The sequence below is a fragment of the Micromonospora sp. NPDC049107 genome (assembly GCF_040648595.1).
Taxonomy (GTDB): Bacteria; Actinomycetota; Actinomycetes; order Mycobacteriales; family Micromonosporaceae; genus Micromonospora.
On the sequence record NZ_JBEZEC010000003.1, the window covers coordinates 314,065 to 339,052 of the forward strand.

Genomic DNA, 24,988 nt, shown 5'->3' on the forward strand with positions numbered 1-24,988 from the left:
GGTCGTCAGACGGCCGTCCGCGACCACTGCTGGTTGGCTCCGCTGTTGCAGGTGTACTGCTTGAGGACCACCCCGTCCGCGGTCGACGCGGCGGGCACGTCCACGCACTTGCCGCTGTGCCGGGCGCGAAGTTGGAAGTAGCTGCCGTTGGTGACCATCTGGAACTGCTGGTTGGTGCCGCTGCCGCAGGTGTACTGGATCAGCTCGGCGCCGTCGGCGGTCGAGGCGCTCGTCACGTCGAGGCACTTCCCGCTGTTGCGGCTGATGATCCGCCAGTAGCCGCTGCCGGCGTCCTGGAACTGCCACTGCTGCCAGGCGTTGCCGCCGTACGTGTACTGGCCGACGCGTGCGCCGTTGTTCATGTTCGGTGACTGGACGTCCATGGCCTTGCCGCTGTGCCGCACGTCGACCCGGTAGAAGGTCCCCGTTGTCGGGGGAGGCGTCGTGGGGTCGCCGCCGCCGATGGTGTCGCCCCAGCCGTAGCGGATCCGGTCGGCGCCGGAGGTGTTGCGAACGGTGAGGTTGAGGTCGGTGCCGCCGCCGCTGAGCGCGTACATCGAGTACCAGTCGTAGCCGATGGTGCCGGGTTTGCCGCCCAGGGCGGGCCAGTAGGTGCCGCCCATCTGGTTGTCCCGCATGACCTGGGCCATGGCGCGGATGTACCGCACGAAGTTGTCGGTGCTGTTCGGGTCGGCGTAGTTGCGGCCGTCGTTCATGGGCGCGCCGAACTCGGTGGCGACCGCCCGGGAGGCGCAGTTGCCGAGGCGCGTCTGGATGTGGCCGCGGAAGGCGTCGTACGTCATCGCGCCGTAGAAGAAGGCGTAGTAGTGGAAGGAGAGCAGCGTGGCGTTGAAGCGGCTGTCGTTACAGATGTCACGCAGGTCCTGGCTGAAGCCGGTGCCGCCGATGAGCACCCGGCCGGGCGGGGCCGAGTAGTGGTAGGTGAGCCAGTTGGCCGCGACGGTGCGCCACTCCGCCGAGCTGTAGCCGTGCGGCTCGTTCATCGGCTCGAAGTAGACGTTGGTGTTCGAGCCGTACGTGTTGGTCACCGTGGACCACATCGCGTTCCACGCGGCGAGGTTCGTGATCCTGCCGCCGGAGGCGGCGCCGTCCTCCCAGTAGGCGAGGATCACCTTGAACCCACGGGCGGTGGCGGCGTCGATGGCACCGCGATACGCCTCCCACCAGGCCGTTCCGACGGTGTGGGTGTTGATGGGCAGCCGGACGGTGTTGACACCCAGCGTGGACGCCATGTCGTCGTAGAGGGCGTTGGCCTTGGCGCGCACGGTGGCGTTGCTGTCGGACATGCTCAGGCCCTGTACGACGAGAGGGCCGGTGCTGAAGTTGTCGCCCAGCACGGCCCAGTTCATGCCCCGGAACTGACTGGTGGCGGCAGCGGCCGGCCCGGGCCGGACCGCGATGCCGCCGACCATCGCCGTCAGCACGGCCACCAGGGCGACAAGCGTCCGCCGTAACAGGCGAGGATCGTGCGTCGAATCAGGTGCGCGGTCAGCGGGTGGTGTGACCATGATGCCTCCGAGGCGGTGGTGAATGTGTTAGCGCTAACACGAACCGCGGACATGATCGGTCGAATCGCGGCGTGATTGGCGTGCCCCGCGGGTGGACCCGGCCCCTCACCCTGACGCGGACAGCGTGTGTTCCGTGTGTTAAGCGCGTGTTGCAGCCAAGTGTTAGCGATCGCATGTGGAGTGTCAAGGCATCGACGTTTCTCACTGACGAGGTGGTCGGCCGCCTCGTCGCGGGGCAGCGGAGGGCGATCGGTCGATGACAGGATCGCTCGATGCGCGTTCTCTTCGACGGCCCGGCGCCGGTCGACTATGGGCAGATCTACGTGACGAGTCGCGAGCTGCCCGACATGGACCGGGCGTTCGCCGGGCAGGTCAACGGACTATGCGGGGCCGGACACCCGGGCGCGCTGTTCCTGATGACCGGCACCCACTCCGGACGGGTCCGGTTCCGGATCGAGCTGCACGACGCCGAGCCGCCGACCGCAGCCGCCGAGTGGGAGGACGTGGTGGAGGTGTCGCTCCAGCCGAGGGCCCCGGTGGTCGACCTGGTCCCGTGGGGCGATGGGGCGCTGGCCCACCTGCCGCTGACCTCGCAGGAGAGTGACGGTGGCCGGCTGCCGGCCTACCGCGTGCGGTACTGCGCGGCGGGCATGGACGAGGGGAGCGATCCGTTCGGCGGGCTCGACCCCGACGAGATCGACGAGGACGACCACACCTACCTGGACCGACGACCGGACCGCTACCTGCTCTGCTTCTGGCCGGAGGCCAGCGCGGCCGGCGACCCGGGTGACGGCGCTGTCCGTGCCGACGCGGTGCTGCGCCAGGGCAGCGGCAACGCGGCGTACTGGCACGGTTGGGCGCACGGGTTGCCGGCTCCGCTCACGCTGTGGGAACGGGTTGAGGCCGAGGTGCGCAGGCGGGCGGAGGAGGATCGCCGCAACGAGGAGTACCGGCGGCGCGAGGAGTTGCGGCGCTGGGGCGGGCGTCTGCCGAGCGAGCGACTCCGACAGGTACGCGGCAATATCCACGGCATGCTGTTGCTGGACCGGGACCTGGTCGACGGGGTGGCCGATGCCGACGCCGTCACCCAACGCGAGATCGCGGTCTGGGCGGCGCGGCAGGCGTGCGCCCTCGCGGGCATCGCGGATCTCGACTGGATGAGGCCCGCGTGGACGGCGCTGGAACGGGGTGGACCGCTGCCCGCCGATTTCACCGACACGACGGCGCTCAGGACACGCATCCAGGGCAGGGCGACCGTCACGATCGCCGTCGCCTCGCTGCGCCGCGGGGATGCCGCGCCGACCGACCTGCTGCGCGCGGCGCTCGACGGCCCGGTGGACCCGGTCGCGATGGCCCTGCCGGCCCTCGTGGCCGCCGGCGAGTCGGATCCGTTGCAGGCCGCCCTGGAGGCGCTGTGGGCGGCGGTCGGCACCTACGCTTCCCGCCGGGACGAGTTCCTGGCGGCCGTACGGCGGGCGTTCCCGATCGTCGACCAGACGCAGGCGCGCTGACCCGCTCGTCCTCAGGTGACGGGACCTGGTTCGGCACAATCGACGACGAGCGGGCCACGGCGTCCCAGCGCCCACACGGCGAGCGCCAGACAGCCCAGGCCCGCTCCCGCGATCGCGACCGCTGACCAGCCGCCCGCCGACCAGAGCGTGCTCGCGGCGGCGGAACCGGCGGCGGCGCCGATGAAGTTGGCGGTCGCCAGAGCCGTGTTGAGCCGGCTGCGCGCCTCGTGCGCGAGGGCGAACAACCGTGCACGGTTGAGCAGGGCCTGCGTCTGGAAGGCGACGTCGACCACGACGGCCACGGTGATGAGAAGCACGAGGGACCGGCCGCCGAACGCCGCGACGACGAACGCCCCCAGGGCCAGGGCCCAGGCCGCCCCGGTGGCCGGAAGTGACCAGCCGCGGTCGTGCAGACGACCACCGCGCAGGCCGGAGAGGACACCGGCGAGTCCGACCAGCCCGAACATCCCGATCACCGCCGGCGGATAGTGGAACGGTGGACCGCTGAGCAGGAACGTCAGCGCCGTCCAGAAGAGCGAGAAGGCGGCGAAGCCGGCGGCGGCCAGGACCAGCGTCCACCGGACCGCCCGCTCCCGCCGGACCATCGCCGCGACCGAGAACAGCAGCCGTGGGTACGGGATGCGTGCTCGCGGTGGCAGCGGCGGCATCGCGCGGTGGAGCAGGACCGCGAGCAGGGCGGCGACGACCGCGGCGAGGGTGTAGGTCGCACGCCAACCGGCAGCGCCGGCGACGAGTCCGCTGATCGTGCGGGAGGCCAGGATGCCCGTGAGGGTCCCCGAGCCGACGACACCGACGATCCGACCACGGTCGGCGTCGCCGGCCAGGTCCCCGGCGAGCGGCGTGAGGATCTGCCCGGAGATCGTCGTGACGCCCAGCACGCCGAGCGCGACCAGGAGCACGCCGATCGACGGCGCCAGCGCGCACAGCAGTAGCGCGGCGGCGGAGGCCAGGAACATCAGCGGGACGAAGCGGCGGCGGTCCAGGACGTCGCCGAGCGGTACGAGCAGCAGGACGCCGACGGCGTACCCGATCTGCGTCGCGGTGACGAGCCAGCCGGCCGTGGACGTCGGCGCGTCCAGGTCGTCGGCGATGGCGCCGAGCAGCGGCTGCGCCCAGTACAGGTTGGCGACGGCCGCGCCGGCCGCCAGCGCGAGCAGGAACGTCAGCGGGCGGCTCAGGTGCGGGGGCGGTGCCGGGCGAGGCGCGGCCACCCCACCACGCTAAGGGCGTGTGTCAAAGCCCCTTGCCGGCCGAGGGCCCCTGGTCGATCAGCGGTCCGCGCCGTAGTTCGCGTAGCACGCCGTGCCGGCGCGCGGCCCACGCCAGCCGCCGCACGCTCGGGTGCCGGACGAACAGCGCCGCCGCCCGGCGGATCATGCCGAACCGGTGGTCGCTGAGCTGGTTCTCCATCGCCTGCCAGATCAGCTCACGCACGTTGGCGCTGTCCAGCGCCGCCCGGACCGCACGCCGTACCCCGGGATCCTCGGCGGCCGAGGCGATGGCGGCGGCGAGGCCCGGTCGGTCGGCGAGCGGTTCCACCGCCGCCGCCACGAGCGGCCGGCGCACCTCGTCCCGTTCCAGCAGCAGCAACACCGCCTCCCGGATCTCGACCGTCTCCAGGCCGGAGCGCAGCAGGTCCACCAGGCTGCGGTCGACCGCACCGTCGTGATCCGGCACGGCCAGCGTGCCGAGCAGCACGGACACCTCGTCGAGGTCGATGAGGTGTCGCAGCCCGTCGCGGAACTCCGGCAGCCCCCAGGCCACCTGGACGGCCTTCAGGAGATCGCGGTTCATGCGCCATCCGCTACCCGAAAGCCACTGCGGCCGAAACGTCCGCGACCCCACGTCCGCCGCGACCCGGGCCGATGCAGGCACTATCGTTCTGGGGTGCGCATCCGCTTCGACGTACCCGCCGACCCCGCCTACCCCGCTCGGGTGGCGGCCACCCTCGCCGGTGTCCGACTGCGTCGGTTCAGCTACATCGGCGCGGTGCTGGTGGCGGTCGGGGCGGTCGGCCTGGCGTTCTCGCGCGGGCTGGGCTGGGGTGAGCGCGCGTCCCCGCTGTGGCTGACGTTGGTGCTCGCGGGCGTGCTGTCGATGCTCTACCTGCCCTGGGTACGCTCGCGGGCCCGCCGCCGCTCGGGTGACTACGCCGTCGAGGGCGCGTACGAGATCACCGACGACAACATCATGATGCGCAGCGGCTCGGAGTCCGGCGGTATCGCCTGGGACGGGGTCGCGCGGGTGGGGGACAACCCGGACTTCTGGATCGTGTTCGTCGGCCGGATGCCGGCGACCGTGATCCCCCGGTGGCTGATGTCCGCCGAGGACGCCGAGACGTTGCGCGCCTTCATGGCCGACCGGGGCCTCCTGGGCCCGCGTCCCTGACGGCTACGGGTCGGTTCTTCGGCTGGGCGAGGAAGCGCAGGTACTCCGCCCGGTCGAACGGGTTGCCGTCGGTGCGGGCCCGGCGCGGCGGCTCGCCGGACACCGGTCGGTCGCCGCCGGGCGTCGACGACCACAGCCCCTCCCCGCTGGACAGGTCGGGCAGACGCCGCTGCGCCTGGAGTTCGAGCCGTGCCGGCAGCACGCCACTGATCCGCCAGCCGGCGGCGACGTCGTCGGTGCCGTCGACCCGGGCGCCGAGCCGGCCCAGGTACGACGTGACCGGGCCGAGCCGGTCGGCCGGCACCTCCACCTCGAAGCGGCGGCACGGCTCGAAGACCCGGGTGCCGGCCTCGGCGAGCGCCTGCATGAGGACGTACGGGGCGAGGTCCCGGAAGTGCCCGGCGGTCGTGATCGGCGACCAGTAGCCGCTGTGGGTGAGGATGATCCGGATATCGGTGACCGGCCAACCGTGACAGCCCTGGTCGAGGGCGGCGCGGGCGGCCTCCTCGATGGCCGCGTGGAACGACAGCGGCAGCGAGCCCAGCTCGACCTTCCGCCGGTAGTCCACGCCGACGCCGGGCTCGACCCGGAACCCGACCGTCCCGAAGAAGCCGTGTCCGATAATCTCCACGGCGGTGCCCGTGCCGGTCGGCCGCTCCACGTGCATGAGCCGTCCCGGCCCGAACTCCGCCTCGACCCCGTACGTCTCGGCCAGCGTGGCGCTCAGCACCTCGCGCTGCACCTCGCCGTAGAGCAGCACGCTCGTGCCGCCCTCGGGGGCCACCCGGGTCCGCAGGAACGGGTCGGTGTCCGCGATGTCCAGCAGCGCGGCGTGCAGCGCCAGCGTCTGGGACGAGTCGCGGGGTCGCACCACCGCCTCCAGGGTCGGCGCGGGGAAGTACGACCGCCCGTCGAGGCCGGCCGGGCTGCCGAGCTGGTCGCCGAGGCGTACCCCGGTCAGGCCGCCGACCCGGGCGATGTGGCCGGCGGTCAGCGCGGCCTGGTCGGTGGCCGCGCCGACCACGTCGAGCCGCGTGATCCGCCCGTGCGTCGTGGTGGTCCGGCCGTCCGACTCCCGGCGGTACGCGGTGACCCGCTCCCGCGCCCGGAACTGCCCGCCGTACGAGCGCAGGTAGGCCACGCGTTCGCCGGAGGGCTCGCGCTCAATGGCGAACACCCGCGCTCGCGGGTCGGGTTCGCCCGGGGGCGCGGGCGGAAGCACTGCCGCGATGGCGTCCAGCAGCTCCGGTACGCCGGCCCCGGACAGCGCCGAGCCGAACAGCAGCGGGTACGCCTGCCCCGCCGCGACCTGTGCCCGCAGGGCCTCGTCGACGCGGTCGGCGTCGGGCGGCCGGTCGTCGACGAGGGCGGCCAGTAGTTCGTCGTCGTGTTCGGCGAGAACCTCGGCGAGGCTGTGGTCGTACCCCCGATGGCGCGGCCGGTAGGTGGCGTCGGGGGTGCCGGGCGCGCGGACCGTGCCCAGCGGGACGACGGTCGGCGCGAGGAGCCGGCGCGTGTCCGCGACCAGCTCGTCGACGCGGGCACCGACCCGGTCGATCTTGTTGACGAAGATCAGGGTGGGCAGCCGGAGCGATCGGAGGATGCGCATGATCCGGCGGCTGTGCGGCTGGACGCCCTCGACGGCCGACAGCACCAGCACGGCCGCGTCGAGCACCCCGAGCGCGCGTTCGACCTCGGCCACGAAGTCGCTGTGCCCGGGGGTGTCGAGCAGGTTGACCTGGCGGTCGCGCACGGTGAACGAGGCGACGGCGCTGCGGATGGTGATGCCCCGCCGACGCTCGATCGCTCCGGTGTCGGTCTGGGTGGTGCCCGCGTCGACGCTGCCGAGCCGGTCGATGACCCCGGTGGCGTGGAGCAGGCGTTCGGTCAGGCTGGTCTTACCGGCGTCGACGTGGGCGACGATGCCAAGGTTGATGGTCTGCACAGGCGCTCTGGTCCTCGAAAGCTCGCGTCCGGATGGGCGGGGTTTCGAGTCCTCGCATCGCCGTGCTCCCGTCTGCTGGTGGTGCCGGGCCGTGCGGGCCCGGTCCTTCTCCGGCCAGGCTGGCACGGCCGCCGGCGTCGGGCCACCGATTTACGCGCGCTTGATTAGATAGTGGTCTGTCAATACATTGGGAGCGGGCGTCACTGCGTTCCGGGTAACAACCCGAAGCGGTGACTGACAGCTTCACCTCGAGCCGGGCACGTCGGTCGTACGCATCGACCACTCGCTGTGGCGCATCGCCGCGCCGTACCCGGCGTGTCGCCGTGTCCGCCCCGGACGCGCGCTGCCGCGCCGGTCTCCCGCTTGATGGCAGAAGGACTTCCCATGACCATTCTCCGCGCCCGCCCCGCCCCGACCCTCGCGGTCGTCGCCGCGTTGGCCGCCGCCGTGACCGCGACCGGCACGGCCCTGCTCGTCGCGCCGGCCGCGGCCGCCCAGGGCTGCCGGGTCGACTACACGCCCAACCAGTGGCCCGGCGGTTTCACCGCCAGCGTCAAGGTCAGCCCGGGCGACACCGCCGTCTCCACCTGGACCGTCACCTGGACGTACGCCGGGAACGAGCGCGTCACGAGCGGCTGGAACGCCACGGTCAGCCAGTCCGGATCGACGGTGACCGCCCGCAACATGTCGTACAACGGAAGCATTCCGGCCGGTGGCGTCACCGAGTTCGGCGTGCAGGGCACGTACGGCACCAGCGGTGGAGCGCCGACCGGCTTCAGCCTGAACGGCGTACCGTGCAACGGCGTCGCGCCGACGACGCCCCCGCCGACGACGCCGCCTCCCACGACGCCCCCGCCGACGACGCCCCCGCCGACGACGCCCCCGCCGACGACGCCCCCGCCGACGACGCCGCCTCCCACGACGCCGCCGCCGACCACGCCCCCGCCCACGACGCCCCCGCCGACGACGCCGCCGCCGGTCGGCTGTGCCGGAGCGGTGCTCTGCGACGGCTTCGAGAACCAGACCGGTTCGACACCGTCCGGCGACTGGGCCGTCGTGAGCCCGGACTGTTCCGGCGCCGGAACCGCCACCATCGACACGACCACCACGCACAGCGGCAGCCGAGCCGTGCGGATCAACGGGGCGGCCGGGTACTGCAACCACGTCTTCATCAGGTCGACGAAGAACCTCGGCAGCGTGGGCAGCGTCCGCTACGGCCGGATCTGGGTCCGGCACACCACCGCCCAGCCCACCGACCACACCACGATGATGGCGATGACCGACGCCGCCGACGGTAACCGGGACCTGCGGATGGGCGGCCAGAACGGCGCCCTGCAGTGGAACCGCGCCTCCGACGACGCGACCCTGCCGGAGCAGAGCCCGGCCGGGGTGGCACAGAGCGTGCCGCTGCCCACCAACCGGTGGACCTGCCTGGAGTTCATGGTGGACGGCTCGTCCGGTCAGCTCCGCACCTGGCTGGACGGCGCCGCCGTCGCGGGGCTGACCGCGGACGGCGTACCCACGCACGACATCGACGGGCAGTGGTACAACCGCACCTGGCGACCGCAGCTCACCGACCTGAAGCTGGGCTGGGAGAGCTACGGCAACGGGTCCGACACCCTCTGGTACGACGACGTCGCGGTCGGAGCCAGTCGGATCGGCTGCTGACCACCGGAGGTGGGATCGGGGGTGTGGCACGGTCGACGTGCCGCACCCCCGGCCGTCCCCGCGCGCACCGCTGGTCGGTGCCGGAACGGCCCACCTGGTGGAGGCTGGCCGACCGGCGCGACGATAGCCTGCTGTCATGGCGAGCGCCGAACTCCAGGAGCTGATCGTCGTGGACGCCGAGGCGCTGCGCGGGTGGCTGTCCGCCAACCACGCCACGTCGCCGGGCGTCTGGCTGGCCCTGACCAAGAAGGGCGGCACGGTCACGACGCTGACCTGGCAGCAGGCGGTCGACGAGGCGCTCTGTTACGGCTGGATCGACGGGCAGGCCCGCAAGCGGGACGAGGAGTCCTCCTGGATCCGGTTCACCCCCCGCCGTCCGCGCAGTATCTGGTCACAACGCAACGTCGCGCACGTGGCGCGGCTGGAGGCCGAGGGGCGGATGACGCCCGCCGGCCGGGCCGCGGTGGAGGCCGCCAAGTCCGACGGGCGGTGGGCGGCCGCGTACGCTCCGCCATCGGAAGCCGAGGTGCCGGCCGACCTGCTCGCCGCCATCGCCGCCGATCCCGCCGCCCAGGCCATGTTCGACGTGCTCACCAAGACCAACCGGTTCTCTCTCATCCACCGCGTCAACGCGGTCAAGCGGGTTGAGACCCGCGAGCGGAAGATCGCCGAGTTCGTCGCCATGCTCGCCCGCCACGAGACCCCGTACCCGCAGAAGGCCAGGCCGTCGAGCCCTCCGTCGTCGTGACCCGGGGGAGCGTCAAGTAGCCGTCCACTGGGTCCGGTCATCCTTGCCGGGTCCGAGTCACCCCCGAACGAAGGACAGCGGAAACCTCGTGTCCAGCCTCGCCCTGGTCGTAGCGGTCGGTGTCGCGATCCTGGTCGGTACGGGCGCGGCCCGTCGGCTCCGGATCGCTCCGCCGGTGCTGCTGCTGATCGCCGGTGTCCTCCTCGGCTTCGCCCCCGCGCTGCGCGGGGTGCACCTGCCGCCCGAGGCAGTCCTGTTGGTGTTCCTTCCGGTGCTGCTCTACTGGGAGGCGTTCTCCTCCTCACTGCGCGAGATGCGCCGGAACCTGCGGGTCATCGTGCTGCTGAGCACCCTGCTCGTGGTGGCGACGGCGGCCGGTGTGGCGGTCGCCGCGCACGCGCTCGGGCTCGGCTGGGGAGCGGCATGGGTGCTGGGCGCCGCCGTCGCGCCGACCGACGCGACGGCGGTCGGCGTCCTGGGCCGGATGCTGCCCCGTCGTATCGCGACCACGTTGCGCGCGGAGAGCCTGGTCAACGACGGTACGGCGCTGGTGATCTACACGCTCGCGGTCGGGATCACCCTGGGCGAGGAGCACCTGAGCGTCGGTCGGGTCGCCGGGTTGTTCGCCTTCTCGTACCTCGGTGGCATCGCGTCCGGCGCGGTCGTGACGTTCCTCGTCCTGCAGATCCGTCGCCGGCTGACCGACCCCTTCCAGCACAATCTGCTCGCGCTGCTGACACCCCTGACCGCCTACCTGATTGCGGAGGCGGCCGAGGTGTCCGGTGTCCTCGCGGCCGTGGTCAGCGGACTGTGGGTGGGCCGGGCCTCGCCACGCCTGTTCCCTGGTAACGCGCGCCGGCAGGTCCACACCGTCATGGAGTTCGTGACCATGCTGGCGAACGCCGCGCTGTTCGTCCTGGTGGGGCTGGAGGCGCAGTCGGCGGTGCGCGGGCTGGACCACACCGGTCTGGCACACGGCATGCTCGTCGCGCTCGTGGTCTGCGCGGTCATCGTCGCGGTGCGCTTCGGCTGGCTCTTCACCAGCCCGTACGTGATCCGGGCGATCGACCGGCGACCGCAGCAGCGGGAACGACGACTGAGCGGGCGTCCGCGGGCGCTCATGTCGGCGGCCGGGTTCCGGGGCGCCGTGTCGATGGCGGCGGCGCTGGCCGTACCGCACACGCTTCCCTCCGGAGCGGAGTTCCCGGACCGTGACCTCATCGTCTTCGTCACGGCTGTCGTGATCGCCGTGACCCTGCTGGTGCAGGCGCCGCTGATGCCCCGGGTGACGCGCTGGGCCGGGCTGGGCGCCGACTCCGAGGCCGAGCGGGAACGCCGGCAGGCCGAGATCACGTCCATGGACCGGGCGTTGGAGTCCCTGCCCACGATGGCCGCCGAGCTGGGCACGAGCGACGACGTGCACGAGCAGCTGCGCACGGAGTACGACCGCCGGCTGCGGGTCCTGCGCGACGGTGACGCCGCCGCCGGCCCGGACGAGGCTGCGGCCGACTACGAGAAGCAGTACGCCGACCTGCACCTCGCGGTCATCGACCACCGCCACGAGACCGTCGTGCGCATGCGCGACGCGGGCGAGATTGACGACGAGGTGCTTCGCCGGGTCCAGGACGGACTCGACCTCGAACAGGTCCACATGACCCAGCGCCGGGACAACGACAACCGCTAGCGAGGCCGTGTCTTCAAAGGTTCACAAACGTTGGAGTAGCGCGGCGATGGTGACGGTGGCCTGGAACGAGGCCCCGATCACACGGTCGGGGCCGCGTCGCTGAGCGGCGGCGGTAATGCTGATGTGCGTGATGCCTGTGAGGCATCTAGATGACTCACAGGCATCACGCACATCAGGATGTTGTTGGCGTCGGTCGCACGGCGTGACGCTAAGGCCCGTCCACGCGGGCGGCGATGTCCCGCAGGGCGGCGATGTGGCCGCTCAGGGCCGACCGCCCGGCCACGGAGAGGTTGATCCACGTGCGGGGTCGCTTGCCCACGTAGCCCTTGCGCACCTCGACGTAACCGCGGTCGCTCAGGTTCGAGATCCGCTTGGAAAGGGCGGAATCGCTCAGGTCCATGGCGTCGCGGACGAACGCGAACTCGGCCCACTCGGTCCCCGCCAGCAGCGCCAGGATGGCCAGCCGGGTGGGATCGAGCAGGACCGGGTCCAGCTTCGGGTCGGCCGCCACGGTCAGGCCGGGCGGGTGAGGACGCGGCGCTGCCACCACGGCCCGGCGGCGGCCAGCAGGACACCACCCACCAGGCCGAACCACGCCCAGAGGTGCGGGACGTCCAGGGCGGTGGCGAAGGCCGCGCCACCGATCAGGAGGGCCAGCACCAGGGCCGACCACAGCAGGCTCGACGTGTCGGGGGTGGCCCGGGGACGCACCGGACGCCGCAGCAGCGCCGCTCCCCATCGGGTGTTGGCCGCCATCGAGGCGAGCAGAAGCAGGATGACGATGGTGGTGCCGTAGGTGCGCACGAAGTCCGGATAACGGTCGGCCACGATCCCGTACGCCGCGACGAGGATTCCGGCCGCGAGCCAGGTCCAGCGTGACCGGCTGGCGGCCGCCGCCGTCTGGTCCCGGCGCCGGTCGACGTCCTCGAGAGCCCGCCGTGCCTCTTCTGGGGTCGGGGTGGTGCTCATCGCGCAACTCCTTGAGCTAGGGAAAGTACTTGCTCGTACGGAAAGTTAACACTCACTTTCCGTACGAGCAAGTTGGTGCCGAACCGGTCAGCACGCTGCCGCGCCGACCGGCGTACGACCCGCCCGACAGCGCCGCGGACTCACTCCGGGAGCTGGTAGAGGCGGTAGCGGGTGACGGTGTCGAAGCCGATCTGCCGGTACACCGGCTCGCCCTCACTGCTCGCCTGGAGGGTGGCGATCCGCAGTCCGGCCGCGCGGGTGATGCGCAGCGCCTCGCGGGTGAGGGCGGTCGCGATGCCCTTGCGACGGTGGTCGGGGTGGGTGGCGATGCAGTACAGAGCGCCGACGTCGGTGCCGAGCGACAGGGTGCACGTGCCCACGGTGCGGCCGTCCACGATGCCGGCGAGGCGGATCACGTCCGGGTAGGCGAAGGACAGTTCCCGGTCGACGACGAGCCCGAGGTCGCCGGGGACGCCGAGCGGCCCGGCGTACGCCTCGACGTACTCGCGCATCTCGGCCGGCGTGGCGGCGACCTGGATCCGCAGGTCGCTGGGGCCCTCGACCTCGGCCAGCGTGGTCACGTCCACCGCCATGACGGGCATGTCGGAGATCTGGGTCGCGCCGCGCGCGAGCAGTCCCTCGGCGGTGCCCTCGTCGCTGTCCGCACCCACCCACCAGCCCCAGACCGAGCCGGTCAGGTGCTTCCTCGCCTCCGTGATCGCGTCGTCGAGCTGCCGCCCGCGTACGCGCAGGACACCGTTGAGAAGCGGGTGCGGGATGTCGGTGCGATAGGTCGGCAGGTCGGTGTCGGGCTGGCCGCCGGCCCAACCGCACCAGTACGTGCGGTTCGCGGCCAGCTGTGGTTCCAGGTCGTGGATGGAGTACGTGGTCATACCCTCAGGACATGGCTCGGCGGGGGAAAGTTCGATTCCGCCGCGGATTCTCTAGAACCGGGGCGGCCGTGGGGTGTGCAGAAGGCGCACTTCGCGCACCAGGCCCTCTTTCTCCCTCAGCAACCAGGTCCCCCCGGGCGGGCAGTGGTGCGGATCCTCCGGCGGGTTGATGAAGGCGTTCTCCCAGATCGTGACGCCGGACCCGGCGAGCACTCCGGTGATCCTGGCAGCGACGCCGGACTCGTAGTCCTGCCGCATGACGGCGAAGACCGGTTCCCGACCGGTCGTCCGGATGCCGCTCGGCCACCAGAAGGTCATGTCCTCGGCCCAGCGGGCGGCCACCTTGTTCAGCCTGGCGCCGTCCGGCACCGCCGACAGGATGGTTGCCGCCTCCTGCTGTCGTTCGGCGCGCAGCGCCACGGTCTCGCCGTGCCGCTCGTCGTGCACACGGGGGAGGACCTCGGCCAACTGCCGGCGTGCCTCGCTCAGGCGACTACGGACAGTGCCGACCGGCGTACCGCAGAGGTCGGCGATCTGCTCGTACGAGTTGTTGTTGGTGAAGTACCGCAGCAACGCCACCGTCTGCGCGGCCGGCGACAACTGCTGGATCGCGTGCCAGACCCAGTCCCGCATGGCGCTGCGCTCGATGCGGGCGACCGGGTCGTCCAGCTCCGAGGCGAGCAGATTCTCGCCGGCCACCCCGACCGGAACGGGGATGCGGGCGCGGAGCATCGTCCGGCAGTTGTTGCGCACGATGGCGTGTAGCCAGGACCGCGCGGCGCCGGGGTCGCGCAGCTCACCGATGCGGCTGAACGCCGTGATCGCCGCATCCTGGCAGGCGTCCTCGGCGTCGGGCCGGGAGCCCAACAGACGGTGTGCCACCGCGAGCATGCCGGCGTAGTGGCGGTCGAGAAGCAGCGCGAAGCTGGCCGGATCGCCCTGCTGGGCGCTCCGGACCTGCTCGACCGTGTCGTCGGCCGACACGTGCGTCGAGGTCGGGAGAAGCATCCGGGAACGCTAGCTCGCCGGTGGGAAAAATCCATTAAGAGGATCGAACTTTCGTCTCGCCGGCGACGTCTGCTGAACATGGGTTACGAGACAGGACCTCGCCTCCGCAGGGCCGAGCCGGTCGGTGCGTGCCGCCTTCGACCCCGGTGTCGGCTTCCCCGCGCCCGGGATTGTCGGATCCTGCGGCGAACTGTCCGATCCAGTCGTCGTCAAGTAGACCTCCACTCGGTGGACGCAGCGTGATCAACGTGACGGACGATGTCGGCTCCGGTCGGACAGCGGAACCGGCGTCGCAGGGGGGACCGCGCCTGCAGATCATGGGCCCGCTGCGGGTCTGGCGCGGTGCGGCCGAACTCGACGCGGGCCCGCGCCAGCAACGCCGCCTCCTGGCGGTCCTGCTGGCCCGGCAGGGGCGTCCCACCACCACCAGCGATCTGATGGATCTCGTCTGGGGTCCAGATTCGCCGGCCAGCGCCGTGAACCTGATCCACAAGTACGTCGCGGCGCTGCGCCGCCTGCTCGAACCCGACCTGCCCGCGCGGGCCGTCGGCTCGTACCTGTTGCGGCACGGCAACGGGTACCTCTTCGTGGCCGAGCCGGAGACGCTCGACCTCGTCGCGTTCCGCCGCGACGTCTCGGCGGCCAAGTCCAGCCTGGCGCAGGACCGCCCGGACCAGGCGTTGGAGCAGTATCTCGACGCGCTGGGGCGCTGCCACGGTTCGTCCGGTGACGGGCTTCTCGACAGCGCCGCCGCCGCGGCGGTCTGCGCGGGCATCGACGGCGAGTTCTTCGACGCCGCGATCGCCGCCGCCGCGGTGGCCGTACGGCTGCGTCAGCCCGCCCGGGTCCTGACGCCGCTGCGGCTCGCGGCGACGATGGGTGAGCTCAACGAACCGGTCCACGCGAGCCTCGTGACGACCCTCGCCGCGGCGGGGCAGCAGGCGGAGGCGTTGGCCGTGTACGGCGTCATCCGGACGCGCCTCGACGAGGAGTTGGGCATCGATCCCGGCTACCACCTACAGGACGCCCATCGGCGGGCCCTCACCCAGACGGCGCTGACACCCGCCGAGGACGCGGACCCCGTGGTGGCCCGTCCGGCACCGCTGGTCCGCCCGGCGCAGCTCCCGCCGGACCCGCCCTTCTTCGTGGGCCGCGAATCCGAACTGCTGATCCTGGGCGACCTGACCACGGGGATGCGGACCGCCGGGCGGACCAGTCCACTGGTGATCGCGATGGACGGCATGGGTGGAGTGGGCACCTCGACGCTCGCCACGCACTTCGCCCACCGGGTGGCCGACGAGTTCGCCGACGGGCAGCTCTACCTCGACCTGCGGGGGCACCTCTGCGCGGGGGAGCGCCTGTCGGCCGACGACGCCGTACGCTCGCTGCTGCACATGGTGGGCGTGCCCGCCTCCGACGTGCCCGACACGTTCGACGCGCGGATCGGCACGTACCGCAGCATGACGGCCGGTAAGCAGATGCTCTTCCTGCTGGACAACGCCCACGACGCCGCCCAGGTGCGCCCGCTGCTGCCGAACTCGGCACGGAGTCTCGTGATCGTCACCAGCCGGCGGGCCCTCGTCGGCCTCGCGGCCTTCGACGGCGCGCACCTGCTCCGGGTCGACCCGCCCGACCTGCCGACGGCCCGTCGACTGCTCGAACGTCGTCTCGCCGGCCTGCCAGGCCGGTCGACCGACGAGGGGGAGGGGGCCGGCACGGCCGACGAGATCATCGAGCTGTGTGGTCGGCTTCCGCTGGCGCTGGCCATCCTGGCGGCCCGGATCGCCGCTCGTCCGGGCCTGTCGCTCGCCACCATCGCCGCCGAGCTGCGCGACAGCGCCCACCGGCTCGAGGCGTTCGCGGCCAGCCGCGGGTTGGTCGATCCCCGGACGGCCTTCTCGTGGTCCTATCGGCAGCTCAGTCCGGAGGCCGCCCGGCTGTTCCGACTGCTGTCGGCCGCCCCGCTGCCCGGTGTCACGGCCGAGGCCTGCGTGAGCCTCGCCGACCGCGGCTCGGACACCACGCGTGCCCTGCTCGCCGAGCTGATCGACGCGGCGCTGGTGAGCGAGCACGAGGACGGCAGACTCACGTCGCACGTGCTGGTCAAGGCGTACGCCGAGGAGCTGTGGGAGGCCGAGGAGCCGGCGGCGGAACGACAGGCGGCGCTCAGCCGCCTGCTGCAGCATTATCTGCACAGCAGCTACCAGGCGCAGCTTGCGTTGAACCCGAACCGTTCGCCGATCGAGCCGGCGCCGCCGCTGCCCGGTGTCGTCGTCGAACGGCCGGACACGCACGACGAAGCGATCGCCTGGTTCGACCGCCAGCGGGAGGTGCTCACGGAGGTGGTGCGCCTCGCCGCCGACGTCGGGTACGGCATCGTGCCGTGGCAGCTCGCCATCTCGATGCAGCAGTACCTGCAGTGGGCCGGACGCTTCCAGGACTGGGAGGACGTCATGCGCAACGCGCTACGTGCCGCGCGGGCACGCCACGACGTCGTCGGGGAAGCGCACGTCCTGCGCAGCCTGGCGGGCGCCCGGTACTTTCTCGGAGCCCACGAGGAGGCGCTCGGCCTGCTCGGCGAGGCCGCACCGACCTACCAGGACCGGGGCATGCGTCTGGAACAGGCGTTGGTGCACAACAACTGCCACCAGGTGCTCAGCGTGCTGGGCCGACACGACCGCGCGCTCACGCACAGCACGCAGGCGCTGGCGTTGTTCCGCCTGCTCGGCCACCGGCAGGGCGAGATCTGCAGCCTGCTGCGGATGGGACGGTCGTTGACCGCCCAGGGGCAGGTCGCTGAGTCGATCCAGGTGCTCCGGGAGGCGCTCGACCTCAACCAGCGGGCGGGGCGTGCGCACGAGGAGAGCGCGATTCGCGCCGCCGTCGCGGACAACCTGGTCGAGACCGGCCGGGTCGCGGAGGCGGTGACGGAGCTGGAACTCGCGGCGAGCACGGCGCGGCGCGTGGGGAACCGGCCGTCGCAGTTCGCCGCGCTGCGGCAGATGGCCGACGTGCTCATCGCCGTCGGTGACCTGCCCGGTTCCCGCCGGGCGTTCGAAGAGGCGCGCACGCTGCTGCGGGAGTTTCCCGACGGCGGCACCGAGGGGATGCGTGCCTCGGTCACCCGACTGGCCCAGAAACTGGCGTGAGCGGGCGGTTTGTCGTGGCCCGCCCGGGGAAGCCGGGTCCCGTTGTCGAGGGCTGGCGCCACTGCGGCGACCAGCGCGGATGGGAGTACGCGTGAAGGCCGTCGTTTTCCACGGAATCGGTGACATTCGGGTCGACGACGTGCCCGAGCCCCGCATCGAACAACCCACGGACGCGATCGTCCGGGTCACCACAGCGGCGATCTGCGGCACCGACCTGCACTTCGTCCGCGGCACCATGCCCGGGATGTCGCCGGGCAAGATCCTCGGCCACGAGGGCGTCGGGGTGGTCGAGGAGGTCGGCTCGCAGATCCACAACTTCCGACCGGGTGACCGGGTGGTGATCTCGGCGGTGCTGGGCTGCGGGTCCTGCTGGTACTGCCGCCGGGGCCTCTTCGCGCAGTGCGACAACGCGAACCCGCTCGGACCGCGGACCGGTACGGCCTCGCCCGGCTCACCCGATATGCAGGGTCCGTTCAACGGCTTGCAGGCGGAGTACGCGCGCGTGCCCTTCGCGCACACCAACCTGATCTCCCTGGGCGAGAACGTCACCGAGTCGCAGGCCATTACGCTGTCCGACATCTACCCGACCGGCTACTTCGGAGCGGTCCTCGCCGATGCCGACGATGGCAAGGTGGTGACGGTCTGGGGTTGCGGTCCGGTGGGTCAGTTCGCCATCCTCTCCGCGTACCAGCGTGGCGCGTCCCGGGTGATCGCGATCGACGGGCACGCCGACCGGCTGGAGCATGCCCGTGGCCGTGGCGCCGAGGTGATCAACTTCAACGAGGTGGACCCGGTCGACGCCATCATGGAATTGACGAACGGTATCGGCGCCGACTGCGCCATCGACGCCGTCGGAGTGGACAGTGAGAGCGCCAAGTCGGGACCTGCGGCGGGCAAGGACGCCGAGCGCAACGCCGAGGAACAGCGCACCATCTCCCCGAACCTCGACAGCCAGGGCCAGGACGGGCACTGGAAGCCGGGTGACGCGCCCAGCCAGGCGCAGACCTGGGCGGTCGACAGCCTCGCCAAGGTCGGCACGCTGGGCATCGTGGGTGTCTATCCGCCCGGCGACCGGTACTTCCCCATCGGTGTGGCCATGGGACGCAACCTGACCATCCGCGCCGGCAACGGCAACCATCCCCGGTACATCCCCAGGCTGGCGGCCATGGTCGCCTCCGGTCAGGTCCGTCCGGAGGATGTCGTGACGGAGCACGAACCGCTGACCGACGCCGTTGGGGCGTACCGGGAGTTCGACCTGCGCAGCCCCGGCTGGCTGAAGGTGGCCCTCGGCACCACCTGAGTTCCTCGGGGCCGACTGCGGCAGCACCCGCCCTGAACCGATTCCGGACCTGTTCCGTGTGAGGGGCGAACGGTTTCCGGACCTCCTGGGAGCCGGGTGACTGCTGGAGATTTCCGATGATGCGCAACCACGTGACACCCCTCATCGCCGCGCTGGCCGTCGGCGCGGTGACGCTCACGGCGTGCGGCCCGAGCCAGGTGCCACCCGGCCCAGCGCGGGCCGCCGACCTGAGCGGCAGCCCGGCGGCATCACCACAGGGCGGGGCCGGTGTCGCCGACCTCGCCCTCACGTCCGGCACCGCGAAGTCCAACAACGCGGCTCAGGGCACCGGTGACTGGGCGGTACCCAACGGCGGGGTGGCGACCGGGGCCGCCCGCGAGTCGGCGCAGCGCTGGGTCCAGCTGACCGTGGGCCGGGCGGGCAAACTCGACCCGGTCGTCGTCAACGGCGCGGGACTGACCCTGTACCGGTTCGACAAGGACAGCAACAACCCGCCGACGTCGAACTGCGACGGTGACTGCGCCACCACCTGGCCGCCGGTCACGGTGACGCCGGGCGGCAAGATCTTCGTCGCGGGGGTCAAGGCGGAGGCCGTCGGTACGGTCCGGCGCTCGGACGGCAGCCGGCAGGTCACCATCGGCGGCTGGCCGGCCTACCGCTTCGCCAAGGACACCAAGCCCGGCGAGACCAAGGGGCAGGGTGTCGGGGGGACCTGGTTCGGCGTGACCCCGACCGGCGGCAAGGCCGGCGCGTCCGGTGGCGAGCAGCCCGGCGCGGAGTCGCCGGCCCCGCCGGCCACCAGCGCCGTCTTCTTCGACGACACCAACTTCGGCGACGGCGCTGGCTCGCAGGGGGTCGCCGGCACCGGCTGCCGGAACCTGAGCCGCCCGGGTGTCTCCTCCTCGGTGGCGGCGCCCGGCTCGCTCAAGCTCTGGGCGGGCCCGGACTGCACCGGCCGCTCGAAGGTGATCAACGGGGACGTCGCGGATCTGGCGACCGTCGACTTCGACAACGCGGTCGTCTCGGTGCGCCTGGGCTGATCCCGGCGGTGCGGCTCGCGCCGGCCCGGCCACTGGCCGGGCCGGCGCGTTGCTGTCTGTCGCTGCTGGTGGTATGCCCTACAGCGTCGCGCTGACGTACACCGTGCCGTCGGTCGTCTCCACCCGGACACTGCCGATCTGGGCCTCGTCGATCAGGGCACTGCCGTCCAGGGTGACGCCCTCGGCGGCCCCGCGCTCCGACACCAGCCAACTGCCCGCCAGTACCGTGCTGCCGTCCTTGCCGACGACCAGTAGGCGACAACGCTGGCCCTGCGGGATGCCGGACACCGTGGCGTTGAGGCGTACCCAGCCGGGGGCCGGCTGGACGGCGACGGCGAGACGAGCGCCGGTGCGCGGATCGGCCGCGCTGGCGGAGCGGACCGCCCGGTCGGCCGGGACGCTCGGGCTCGGCTGCGGCGCGGTCGCGTCCGTCGTCGTGTCGCCCCGGGGAACGAGGAAGGCGCCGCCGAGGACGGCCGAGGCGACGACCGCCGCGGCGACCCCGGTCACGGCGTGCCGGCGGCGGCGCTCGTCGGCGGCCTCGCCGCGGATCTGCCGCAGGGTGCGCTGCAACAGCAGGTCGCCGTCCTCCGGCGGGCCGTCGAGCAGCATCACGTCGGGTACGTTCTCGAGCGCGTCCGTCCACGTCCGCAGTGATTCGACCTCGGCCCGGCACTGCGCACAACCCGCCAGGTGCTCCTCGGCTCGGCGGGCCGAGGACTCGTCGAGCGCGCCCAGCAGGTAACCGCCGACGTCGAAGTGGTCGGCGTGGGGCGATGAGCTGTCGGATGTCATGAGGCAGGCCGTTCCACCCCGGCGCGACGCTCGGCGAGATCGCGGAGGGCTCGGAGTGCGTAGTAGGAGCGGGACTTCACGGTGCCCGGCGGGATCCCGAGGACCTGGGCGGCTTCCGCGACTGTACTCCCGCGCAGGTAGACCTGCTCGAGCACCTGTCGGTGTTCGATCGAGAGGCGATTGAGGGCGTCCGTCACGACGATCGAGTTGACCACCTGGTCGGCGTGGTCACGCTCGACCGCGGATTCCGTCGGGCCGTCGGGCACCTCGGGTGGCCGCGCGTTCCGGGCGCGGACGGTGTCGGTCACGATGTTGCGGACGACCGTCAACAGCCAACCCCGTACCGAGCCCTTGCCGTTGACCAGACTGTCGGGGTGACGCCACGCGCGTACCAGCGCTTCCTGGACGACGTCCTCCGCGGCCGCGCGGTCGCGGGTCAACTGTGTCGCGTAAGCGAGCATCGCGCGTCCGTGCTCCTCGAATATGGACCGGACCAGTGCCTCGCCTGCCACTTCGCGCCGACGAACAGGTCCTGATCCCGCCATTGCTACCACCCTTTTGCCGACCCTCACGTCTCCGGCGTGCCCGCCGGTTGTCTACGGGGCCTCAGGATGCACGTCCTGTTAGTACCGTTAGTTGATCAATAAAAGATTTGTCTACTGACCCACGTCGAGACCGATTCGAGACGTCAACCGTCGCCGATGCGTTTCCGGCGGCACCACCCCGCTGGGGCGCAGACGTCACGTCCGAGCCCCAGCGGGGTGGTGCGTCACGGGGCGGTCGGTGACGGCTCGCCCTCGACGGCGACGTCCCGCAGCGCATCCGCGAACAGGCGCATGGAGCGAGGCCCGCCCGGATTCAGCAGGACGTCGACGCCGTCCGGGAGCAGCGTCAGCAGATCACCCAGGTCGACCTGCCGCCACTCGGCGGCGTCGACCCGGGCCTGGTCCACCACCCCGGTCGCGACGAGCACACACGGCACGTCGTCGGGCGCCGGTGCCACGATGACCTCACCCTCGCTGTCCAGCGCGACGTCCACGAGGCTGTCCCGCAGCGCCAGGAGCACCACGTCGACCCCCGCGCGGCCGGAAGCGACCAACTGCGCGGCGGCGTCCACCGGGCTGGTGGGCGCCCCCGGGTCCTCCGGCCGGTACAGCGGATTCGCGGTGAAGCGGCCCACGGTGCCGTCGGGCTCCACCAGCCAGCCACCGACGATCGCCTCCACCGGGGGCACGTCGGTCGCGTCCGCCGCACCCTCGTCGGGCGCGCTCCAGCGCGCGTCCGTCAGCAGCATCCAGTTTCGCTGCCGGTCACCGTTGTCGTTCTCGTTCATCACTTTGCCCCCTTGCCCTTCGGCTTGAGCTCTGCAAATTCGCCGCCGTTCTGCACCGCCAACGTCGCGATGGGCCGGCCCGGGCTGGTCACCAGACCGTCCACGTCCACGCCCTCGGTGGTGACGACCACCTCGTTCGCCGCGAAGATCTTTCGCCGGTTGCCGAGAGCAGCCATGGCGTCGGCGAAGTCCTGCCCCGCAGAGCCGGAAGCGTTGGCGAAGTTGCAGGAGATCAGGGCGATGGACCTCTTCGAATTGGGATCGAAGAGTTCGTTGTGGTGCAGAACCTTCGCGAACTCTCCACCCGGGACGTGCAGCAGCTTGCCGTTCGCCAGCCGTACGGCGGCACCGTTCGGGTTGCCGTGCGCGATGACCAGGGTGGGATCGTTTCTCAGGCCGGCCCAGGGCGGGGGAAGGAACTCGTTGCCCGCGAAGCCGGTGTCGGTACCGGGCAGTTTGCGGACCGCCTTCGTCCCCGGGTCGGCGGCCGTCCCGCCGATGTTCCGGCCGAAGGCGAGGTTGGCGTCGGTCCGGGCCCAGCTGGTGAAGTTGTCGTTGTCGGTGGCCCTGCTCGGGAAGAGCACGCCGACCAGCTTGCCGTTGTTGTCCACCAGCGGGGTCGACTCGACGTCCGAGGCGTGGAACGTCTTGAGGTGGCCCTTGCTGTTCTGGCCGATGATCAGGGTCGGGTCGTTGGCCTGCTTCTTCTTGGCGGCCTTGAGGTCCCGGTTGAACCGCAGGTCGAACAGCTTCATGTCGATCTTGTTGAACACGCCCTTGATGACCTTGCCGAGGCCGACCTCGGTGACGTTCGCGTCGATTCCGCGCCCCGGCGCCGCGCCGGCGCCCGGCACGCTGCGGCTGCCGCCGGTGACCTCCTTGGTGCTGTTCCTGATGCCGTCCGCGACGCTGCCGGGGCGAATCTTGCCGGCGAACTTGTTGGCGAACTTGAGGACCCGGCTGACGATGCGTCCGCCGGGTACGAGGCCGAGGGCGAGTCCGCCGGCGGCGAGGGCGATCTCGGCGGGGTCGCCGCCGAGGGCTGCGGCGGCGAGGTCGATGGCGCCGGAGAGGAAGCCGATCGCCGAACCGAGGGGTGGGAAGATGAACGAGGCGACCACGGAGAGCACGTCCAGGATGGTGGTGATCCACTCGATGACGGTGCTCTGCAGGAAGTCGATGAACGCGTTGAACGCTTCGACGATCTTGTCCCAGAGGGATCGTTGTGGTGCGTCCTTGGCGAGTTGACGCAGGGTGTCGGCGGCGGTGCGGGCGGCCTGGTCGCGTAGGGCGGTGGCCTGGCCGAGGAGCGACTTCGCGCCATCGAGTGCCTGTTGGGCGTCGGCGGCGCGGTTCTTGGCGGCGGTCGCGTCGTCGGTGGCCTTTTCCTTGGCGTCCGGAGTGGTCGTGGTGTCGGCGTTCATGACGAGGAGCGCGGCCGCCGCGCTGACGGCCGCCGCCTGGGCGGCGCTCTGGTCCCCGGCCGCCTGTCGGGCCTGGTCGAGGGCGCGCAGGGACATGGTCTGCGCCTCTTCCAGCGAGGGCAGGTACCGCAGGTACGCGTCGGCGGCGCTGGCGTAGGAGTTCGCCATCCCGTCCAGGCGTCCCGGCAGTTTGCCGATCAGGTCGCGGAAGGCGTCCATGGCCTTGCCCTGACCGACGTCGATCTGGCTGCCGGACGCGAGCAGGTCGTGCGCCTCCTGGGTGGTTCTGGCCAGCTCCTGGTACGCCCTGGTGATCTCCTCGAAGGACTCCGGATCACCCGGCACGGGATCTGAGTCGAGCTGCAACACGGACCACTCGGCGTCGCCCGGACGCGTCATGACGAACCTCCCCATCGCATCGTCAGGCCGGCGCCCGAGCCATCCGCCGGGAGCCGAGTCGCACACGTAGCGCGGGGTGGATCGGTTCACCTGGTGAACCGGGCCGGCCGCCGATCCGTGTACGCCCCAGTTGCCGAGACGGGTCGGGAGGGTGCGGAGATGAGCGATGCGATGAGCAGGCCGGCGGGGGAGTGCGCGCGATGAGCGAGATCCTCGTTCCGGGCGCGGAGTTGGAACGCGTACACGAGCTGCTGCGGCGTACCAAGGAGTTGATGGACAGCGCGTCGGTCCGGTCGATGGGCGCGGTGGTCGACACGCTCGGGCAGCGCGGCCTGGAGGACGCCGCCCGGCACTTCGAGAAGCGGTGGGGCGACGGTCGGCACGTCGTGGGCAAGGACCTGGGGGGCGTACGCGACGCCGCGAAGGCCGTCGCCGACGCGTTCCGGGAGACCGACACCCAGACGGTCAACGCGTTGACCGCGCCGGACCAGCAGGCGGCACAGTGAGCGCCCCGACCCAGGCCCATGCCGCGACGCCCACCCCGACCGGCTTCGAGCTGCGCACCCCGCAGGCGTGGGTCGACTTCGCGGTGGCCGACGAGGCGAGCGAGAACCGGCTCGGCGAGGAGGCGCGGGGCCACGCCCTGACCGGCGGGTTCACCGCCGACCAGGCGGGCCGCTTCGCCGAGCAGGTACGCCGGTCGGTACGCCAGGCCCGGCGCGGTGGCGCGGTGCACGCGGCCGGCGTCTTCGAGATGTACGAGGACGGCCCGCTCACCGCCACCGTGGTGGTCGCGGTGGTCACACCACCGGCCAACGGCGACATCCTCGGCGCGTTGACGGCGGTGGCGCACCCCAACCGGGCCGACGGGACCTGGCGGCGGGTGACCACCGCGACGATTCCCCGCATCGGCACCGTCGGTCGGGTGTACGGCATCCAGAACGTCGTCCAGGACGGCGTCACGATGCGGTGCGCGGTGATGCACACCGTCGTACCGATGCCGGGATCGGCGGACGTCGTGGTGGTCACCGGGTCGAGCCCGAACCTCGCGGAGGCGGAGGACATCTTCGAGCTCTTCGGCGCGATCACCGGGTCCCTGGCGTTCACCTGGGACGACGACCTGCCGGTGCTGGCCGCGCGGCCGGAGTCGACGGGCACGACCGACGCCTGAGCGGTGATCGACG

The 24,988-nt window shown here is 71.7% G+C and carries 22 protein-coding genes; 10 read left to right on the forward strand and 12 right to left on the reverse strand.

All coding sequences use genetic code 11. The features are described from left to right. Nucleotides 1-5: 5 nt before the first annotated feature. Nucleotides 6-1,529: an RICIN domain-containing protein gene (locus AB0B55_RS09780; protein ID WP_357171462.1), complete on the reverse strand. Its 1,524-nt coding sequence runs from the start codon at nt 1,527-1,529 to the stop codon at nt 6-8. Between the two features lie 272 nt (nt 1,530-1,801). Between AB0B55_RS09780 and AB0B55_RS09785 the strand changes: the two genes are divergently transcribed. Beyond that, nucleotides 1,802-3,040: a hypothetical protein gene (locus AB0B55_RS09785; RefSeq protein WP_357171463.1), complete on the forward strand. Its 1,239-nt coding sequence runs from the start codon at nt 1,802-1,804 to the stop codon at nt 3,038-3,040. A gap of 11 nt (nt 3,041-3,051) precedes the next feature. Here AB0B55_RS09785 and AB0B55_RS09790 read toward each other — a convergent pair whose 3' ends face one another. Both AB0B55_RS09790 and AB0B55_RS09795 read right to left on the reverse strand, forming a co-directional pair. Continuing rightward, nucleotides 3,052-4,272, reverse strand: a complete 1,221-nt coding sequence (locus AB0B55_RS09790; protein ID WP_357171464.1) for an MFS transporter — start codon at nt 4,270-4,272, stop codon at nt 3,052-3,054. 22 nt (nt 4,273-4,294) lie between these two features. After that, on the reverse strand, nt 4,295-4,855 hold the full coding sequence (locus tag AB0B55_RS09795) for a hypothetical protein (protein ID WP_357120639.1): 561 nt from the start codon (nt 4,853-4,855) through the stop codon (nt 4,295-4,297). A 93-nt stretch (nt 4,856-4,948) separates the two neighbouring features. Here AB0B55_RS09795 and AB0B55_RS09800 point away from each other — a divergent pair, with 93 nt between their 5' ends. Further along, nucleotides 4,949-5,449, forward strand: coding sequence for a YcxB family protein (locus AB0B55_RS09800; RefSeq protein ID WP_357171465.1), 501 nt, complete (start codon nt 4,949-4,951; stop codon nt 5,447-5,449). Here the strand turns inward: AB0B55_RS09800 and AB0B55_RS09805 are convergent. Beyond that, on the reverse strand, nt 5,412-7,394 hold the full coding sequence (locus AB0B55_RS09805) for a GTP-binding protein (protein ID WP_357171466.1): 1,983 nt from the start codon (nt 7,392-7,394) through the stop codon (nt 5,412-5,414). The two genes, AB0B55_RS09800 and AB0B55_RS09805, sit on opposite strands and share 38 nt — an antisense overlap. A gap of 384 nt (nt 7,395-7,778) precedes the next feature. On the opposite strand from AB0B55_RS09805, the gene AB0B55_RS09810 reads away from it, so the two are divergent. The 3 genes from AB0B55_RS09810 to AB0B55_RS09820 all read left to right on the forward strand — a co-directional run bounded on the left by AB0B55_RS09810 (nt 7,779) and on the right by AB0B55_RS09820 (nt 11,494). Beyond that, nucleotides 7,779-9,062 carry a cellulose-binding domain-containing protein gene (locus AB0B55_RS09810; RefSeq protein WP_357171467.1) on the forward strand — a complete coding sequence of 428 codons (1,284 nt, stop codon included), beginning with the start codon at nt 7,779-7,781 and terminating at the stop codon, nt 9,060-9,062. A 136-nt stretch (nt 9,063-9,198) separates the two neighbouring features. Then, the gene (locus AB0B55_RS09815; protein WP_357120627.1) at nt 9,199-9,810 is read left to right on the forward strand and encodes a YdeI/OmpD-associated family protein; all 612 of its coding nucleotides are present in this window, start codon (nt 9,199-9,201) and stop codon (nt 9,808-9,810) included. Between the two features lie 88 nt (nt 9,811-9,898). After that, nucleotides 9,899-11,494: a Na+/H+ antiporter gene (locus AB0B55_RS09820; protein ID WP_357171468.1), complete on the forward strand. Its 1,596-nt coding sequence runs from the start codon at nt 9,899-9,901 to the stop codon at nt 11,492-11,494. 208 nt (nt 11,495-11,702) lie between these two features. Here the strand turns inward: AB0B55_RS09820 and AB0B55_RS09825 are convergent, their stop codons facing one another. The 4 genes from AB0B55_RS09825 to AB0B55_RS09840 form a co-directional block, all read right to left on the reverse strand. Beyond that, nucleotides 11,703-12,041, reverse strand: a complete 339-nt coding sequence (locus AB0B55_RS09825; RefSeq protein WP_357171469.1) for a transcriptional regulator — start codon at nt 12,039-12,041, stop codon at nt 11,703-11,705. Continuing rightward, nucleotides 12,008-12,463, reverse strand: a complete 456-nt coding sequence (locus AB0B55_RS09830) for a hypothetical protein (protein WP_357120618.1) — start codon at nt 12,461-12,463, stop codon at nt 12,008-12,010. The genes AB0B55_RS09825 and AB0B55_RS09830 overlap by 34 nt, the downstream gene beginning before the upstream one ends. Nucleotides 12,464-12,603: 140 nt before the next feature. Continuing rightward, entirely contained in the window at nt 12,604-13,356 is a 753-nt protein-coding gene (locus tag AB0B55_RS09835; RefSeq protein WP_357171470.1) for a GNAT family N-acetyltransferase, read from the reverse strand. 51 nt (nt 13,357-13,407) lie between these two features. Then, nucleotides 13,408-14,364: a sigma-70 family RNA polymerase sigma factor gene (locus tag AB0B55_RS09840; protein WP_357120612.1), complete on the reverse strand. Its 957-nt coding sequence runs from the start codon at nt 14,362-14,364 to the stop codon at nt 13,408-13,410. A gap of 248 nt (nt 14,365-14,612) precedes the next feature. On the opposite strand from AB0B55_RS09840, the gene AB0B55_RS09845 reads away from it, so the two are divergent. The 3 genes from AB0B55_RS09845 (at nt 14,613) to AB0B55_RS09855 (ending at nt 19,853) form a co-directional block, all read left to right on the forward strand. Next, on the forward strand, nt 14,613-17,513 hold the full coding sequence (locus AB0B55_RS09845) for a BTAD domain-containing putative transcriptional regulator (protein WP_357171471.1): 2,901 nt from the start codon (nt 14,613-14,615) through the stop codon (nt 17,511-17,513). Between the two features lie 91 nt (nt 17,514-17,604). Continuing rightward, a complete protein-coding gene (locus AB0B55_RS09850; protein WP_357120607.1) occupies nt 17,605-18,813 on the forward strand; it encodes an alcohol dehydrogenase catalytic domain-containing protein in 1,209 nt (402 codons plus the stop codon). Between the two features lie 116 nt (nt 18,814-18,929). Next, on the forward strand, nt 18,930-19,853 hold the full coding sequence (locus tag AB0B55_RS09855; protein WP_357171472.1) for a hypothetical protein: 924 nt from the start codon (nt 18,930-18,932) through the stop codon (nt 19,851-19,853). 78 nt (nt 19,854-19,931) lie between these two features. Here AB0B55_RS09855 and AB0B55_RS09860 read toward each other — a convergent pair whose 3' ends face one another. The 4 genes from AB0B55_RS09860 to AB0B55_RS09875 all read right to left on the reverse strand — a co-directional run bounded on the left by AB0B55_RS09860 (nt 19,932) and on the right by AB0B55_RS09875 (nt 23,804). After that, nucleotides 19,932-20,648 (reverse strand): zf-HC2 domain-containing protein, encoded by a 717-nt coding sequence (locus tag AB0B55_RS09860; RefSeq protein WP_357120601.1) that lies wholly within the window; start codon nt 20,646-20,648, stop codon nt 19,932-19,934. Next, nucleotides 20,645-21,145 (reverse strand): sigma-70 family RNA polymerase sigma factor, encoded by a 501-nt coding sequence (locus tag AB0B55_RS09865; protein WP_357120815.1) that lies wholly within the window; start codon nt 21,143-21,145, stop codon nt 20,645-20,647. Before AB0B55_RS09865 ends, AB0B55_RS09860 begins: the two co-directional genes overlap by 4 nt. 272 nt (nt 21,146-21,417) lie before the next feature. Continuing rightward, nucleotides 21,418-21,981, reverse strand: coding sequence for a type VII secretion system-associated protein (locus AB0B55_RS09870; RefSeq protein WP_357120598.1), 564 nt, complete (start codon nt 21,979-21,981; stop codon nt 21,418-21,420). Beyond that, a complete protein-coding gene (locus AB0B55_RS09875; RefSeq protein WP_357171473.1) occupies nt 21,981-23,804 on the reverse strand; it encodes a putative T7SS-secreted protein in 1,824 nt (607 codons plus the stop codon). Before AB0B55_RS09875 ends, AB0B55_RS09870 begins: the two co-directional genes overlap by 1 nt. Before the next feature lie 200 nt (nt 23,805-24,004). Between AB0B55_RS09875 and AB0B55_RS09880 the strand changes: the two genes are divergently transcribed. Both AB0B55_RS09880 and AB0B55_RS09885 read left to right on the forward strand, forming a co-directional pair. Then, the gene (locus AB0B55_RS09880) at nt 24,005-24,310 is read left to right on the forward strand and encodes a hypothetical protein (RefSeq protein ID WP_357120592.1); all 306 of its coding nucleotides are present in this window, start codon (nt 24,005-24,007) and stop codon (nt 24,308-24,310) included. Next, nucleotides 24,307-24,975 carry a hypothetical protein gene (locus AB0B55_RS09885; RefSeq protein ID WP_357171474.1) on the forward strand — a complete coding sequence of 223 codons (669 nt, stop codon included), beginning with the start codon at nt 24,307-24,309 and terminating at the stop codon, nt 24,973-24,975. Before AB0B55_RS09880 ends, AB0B55_RS09885 begins: the two co-directional genes overlap by 4 nt. Nucleotides 24,976-24,988 lie beyond the last annotated feature (13 nt).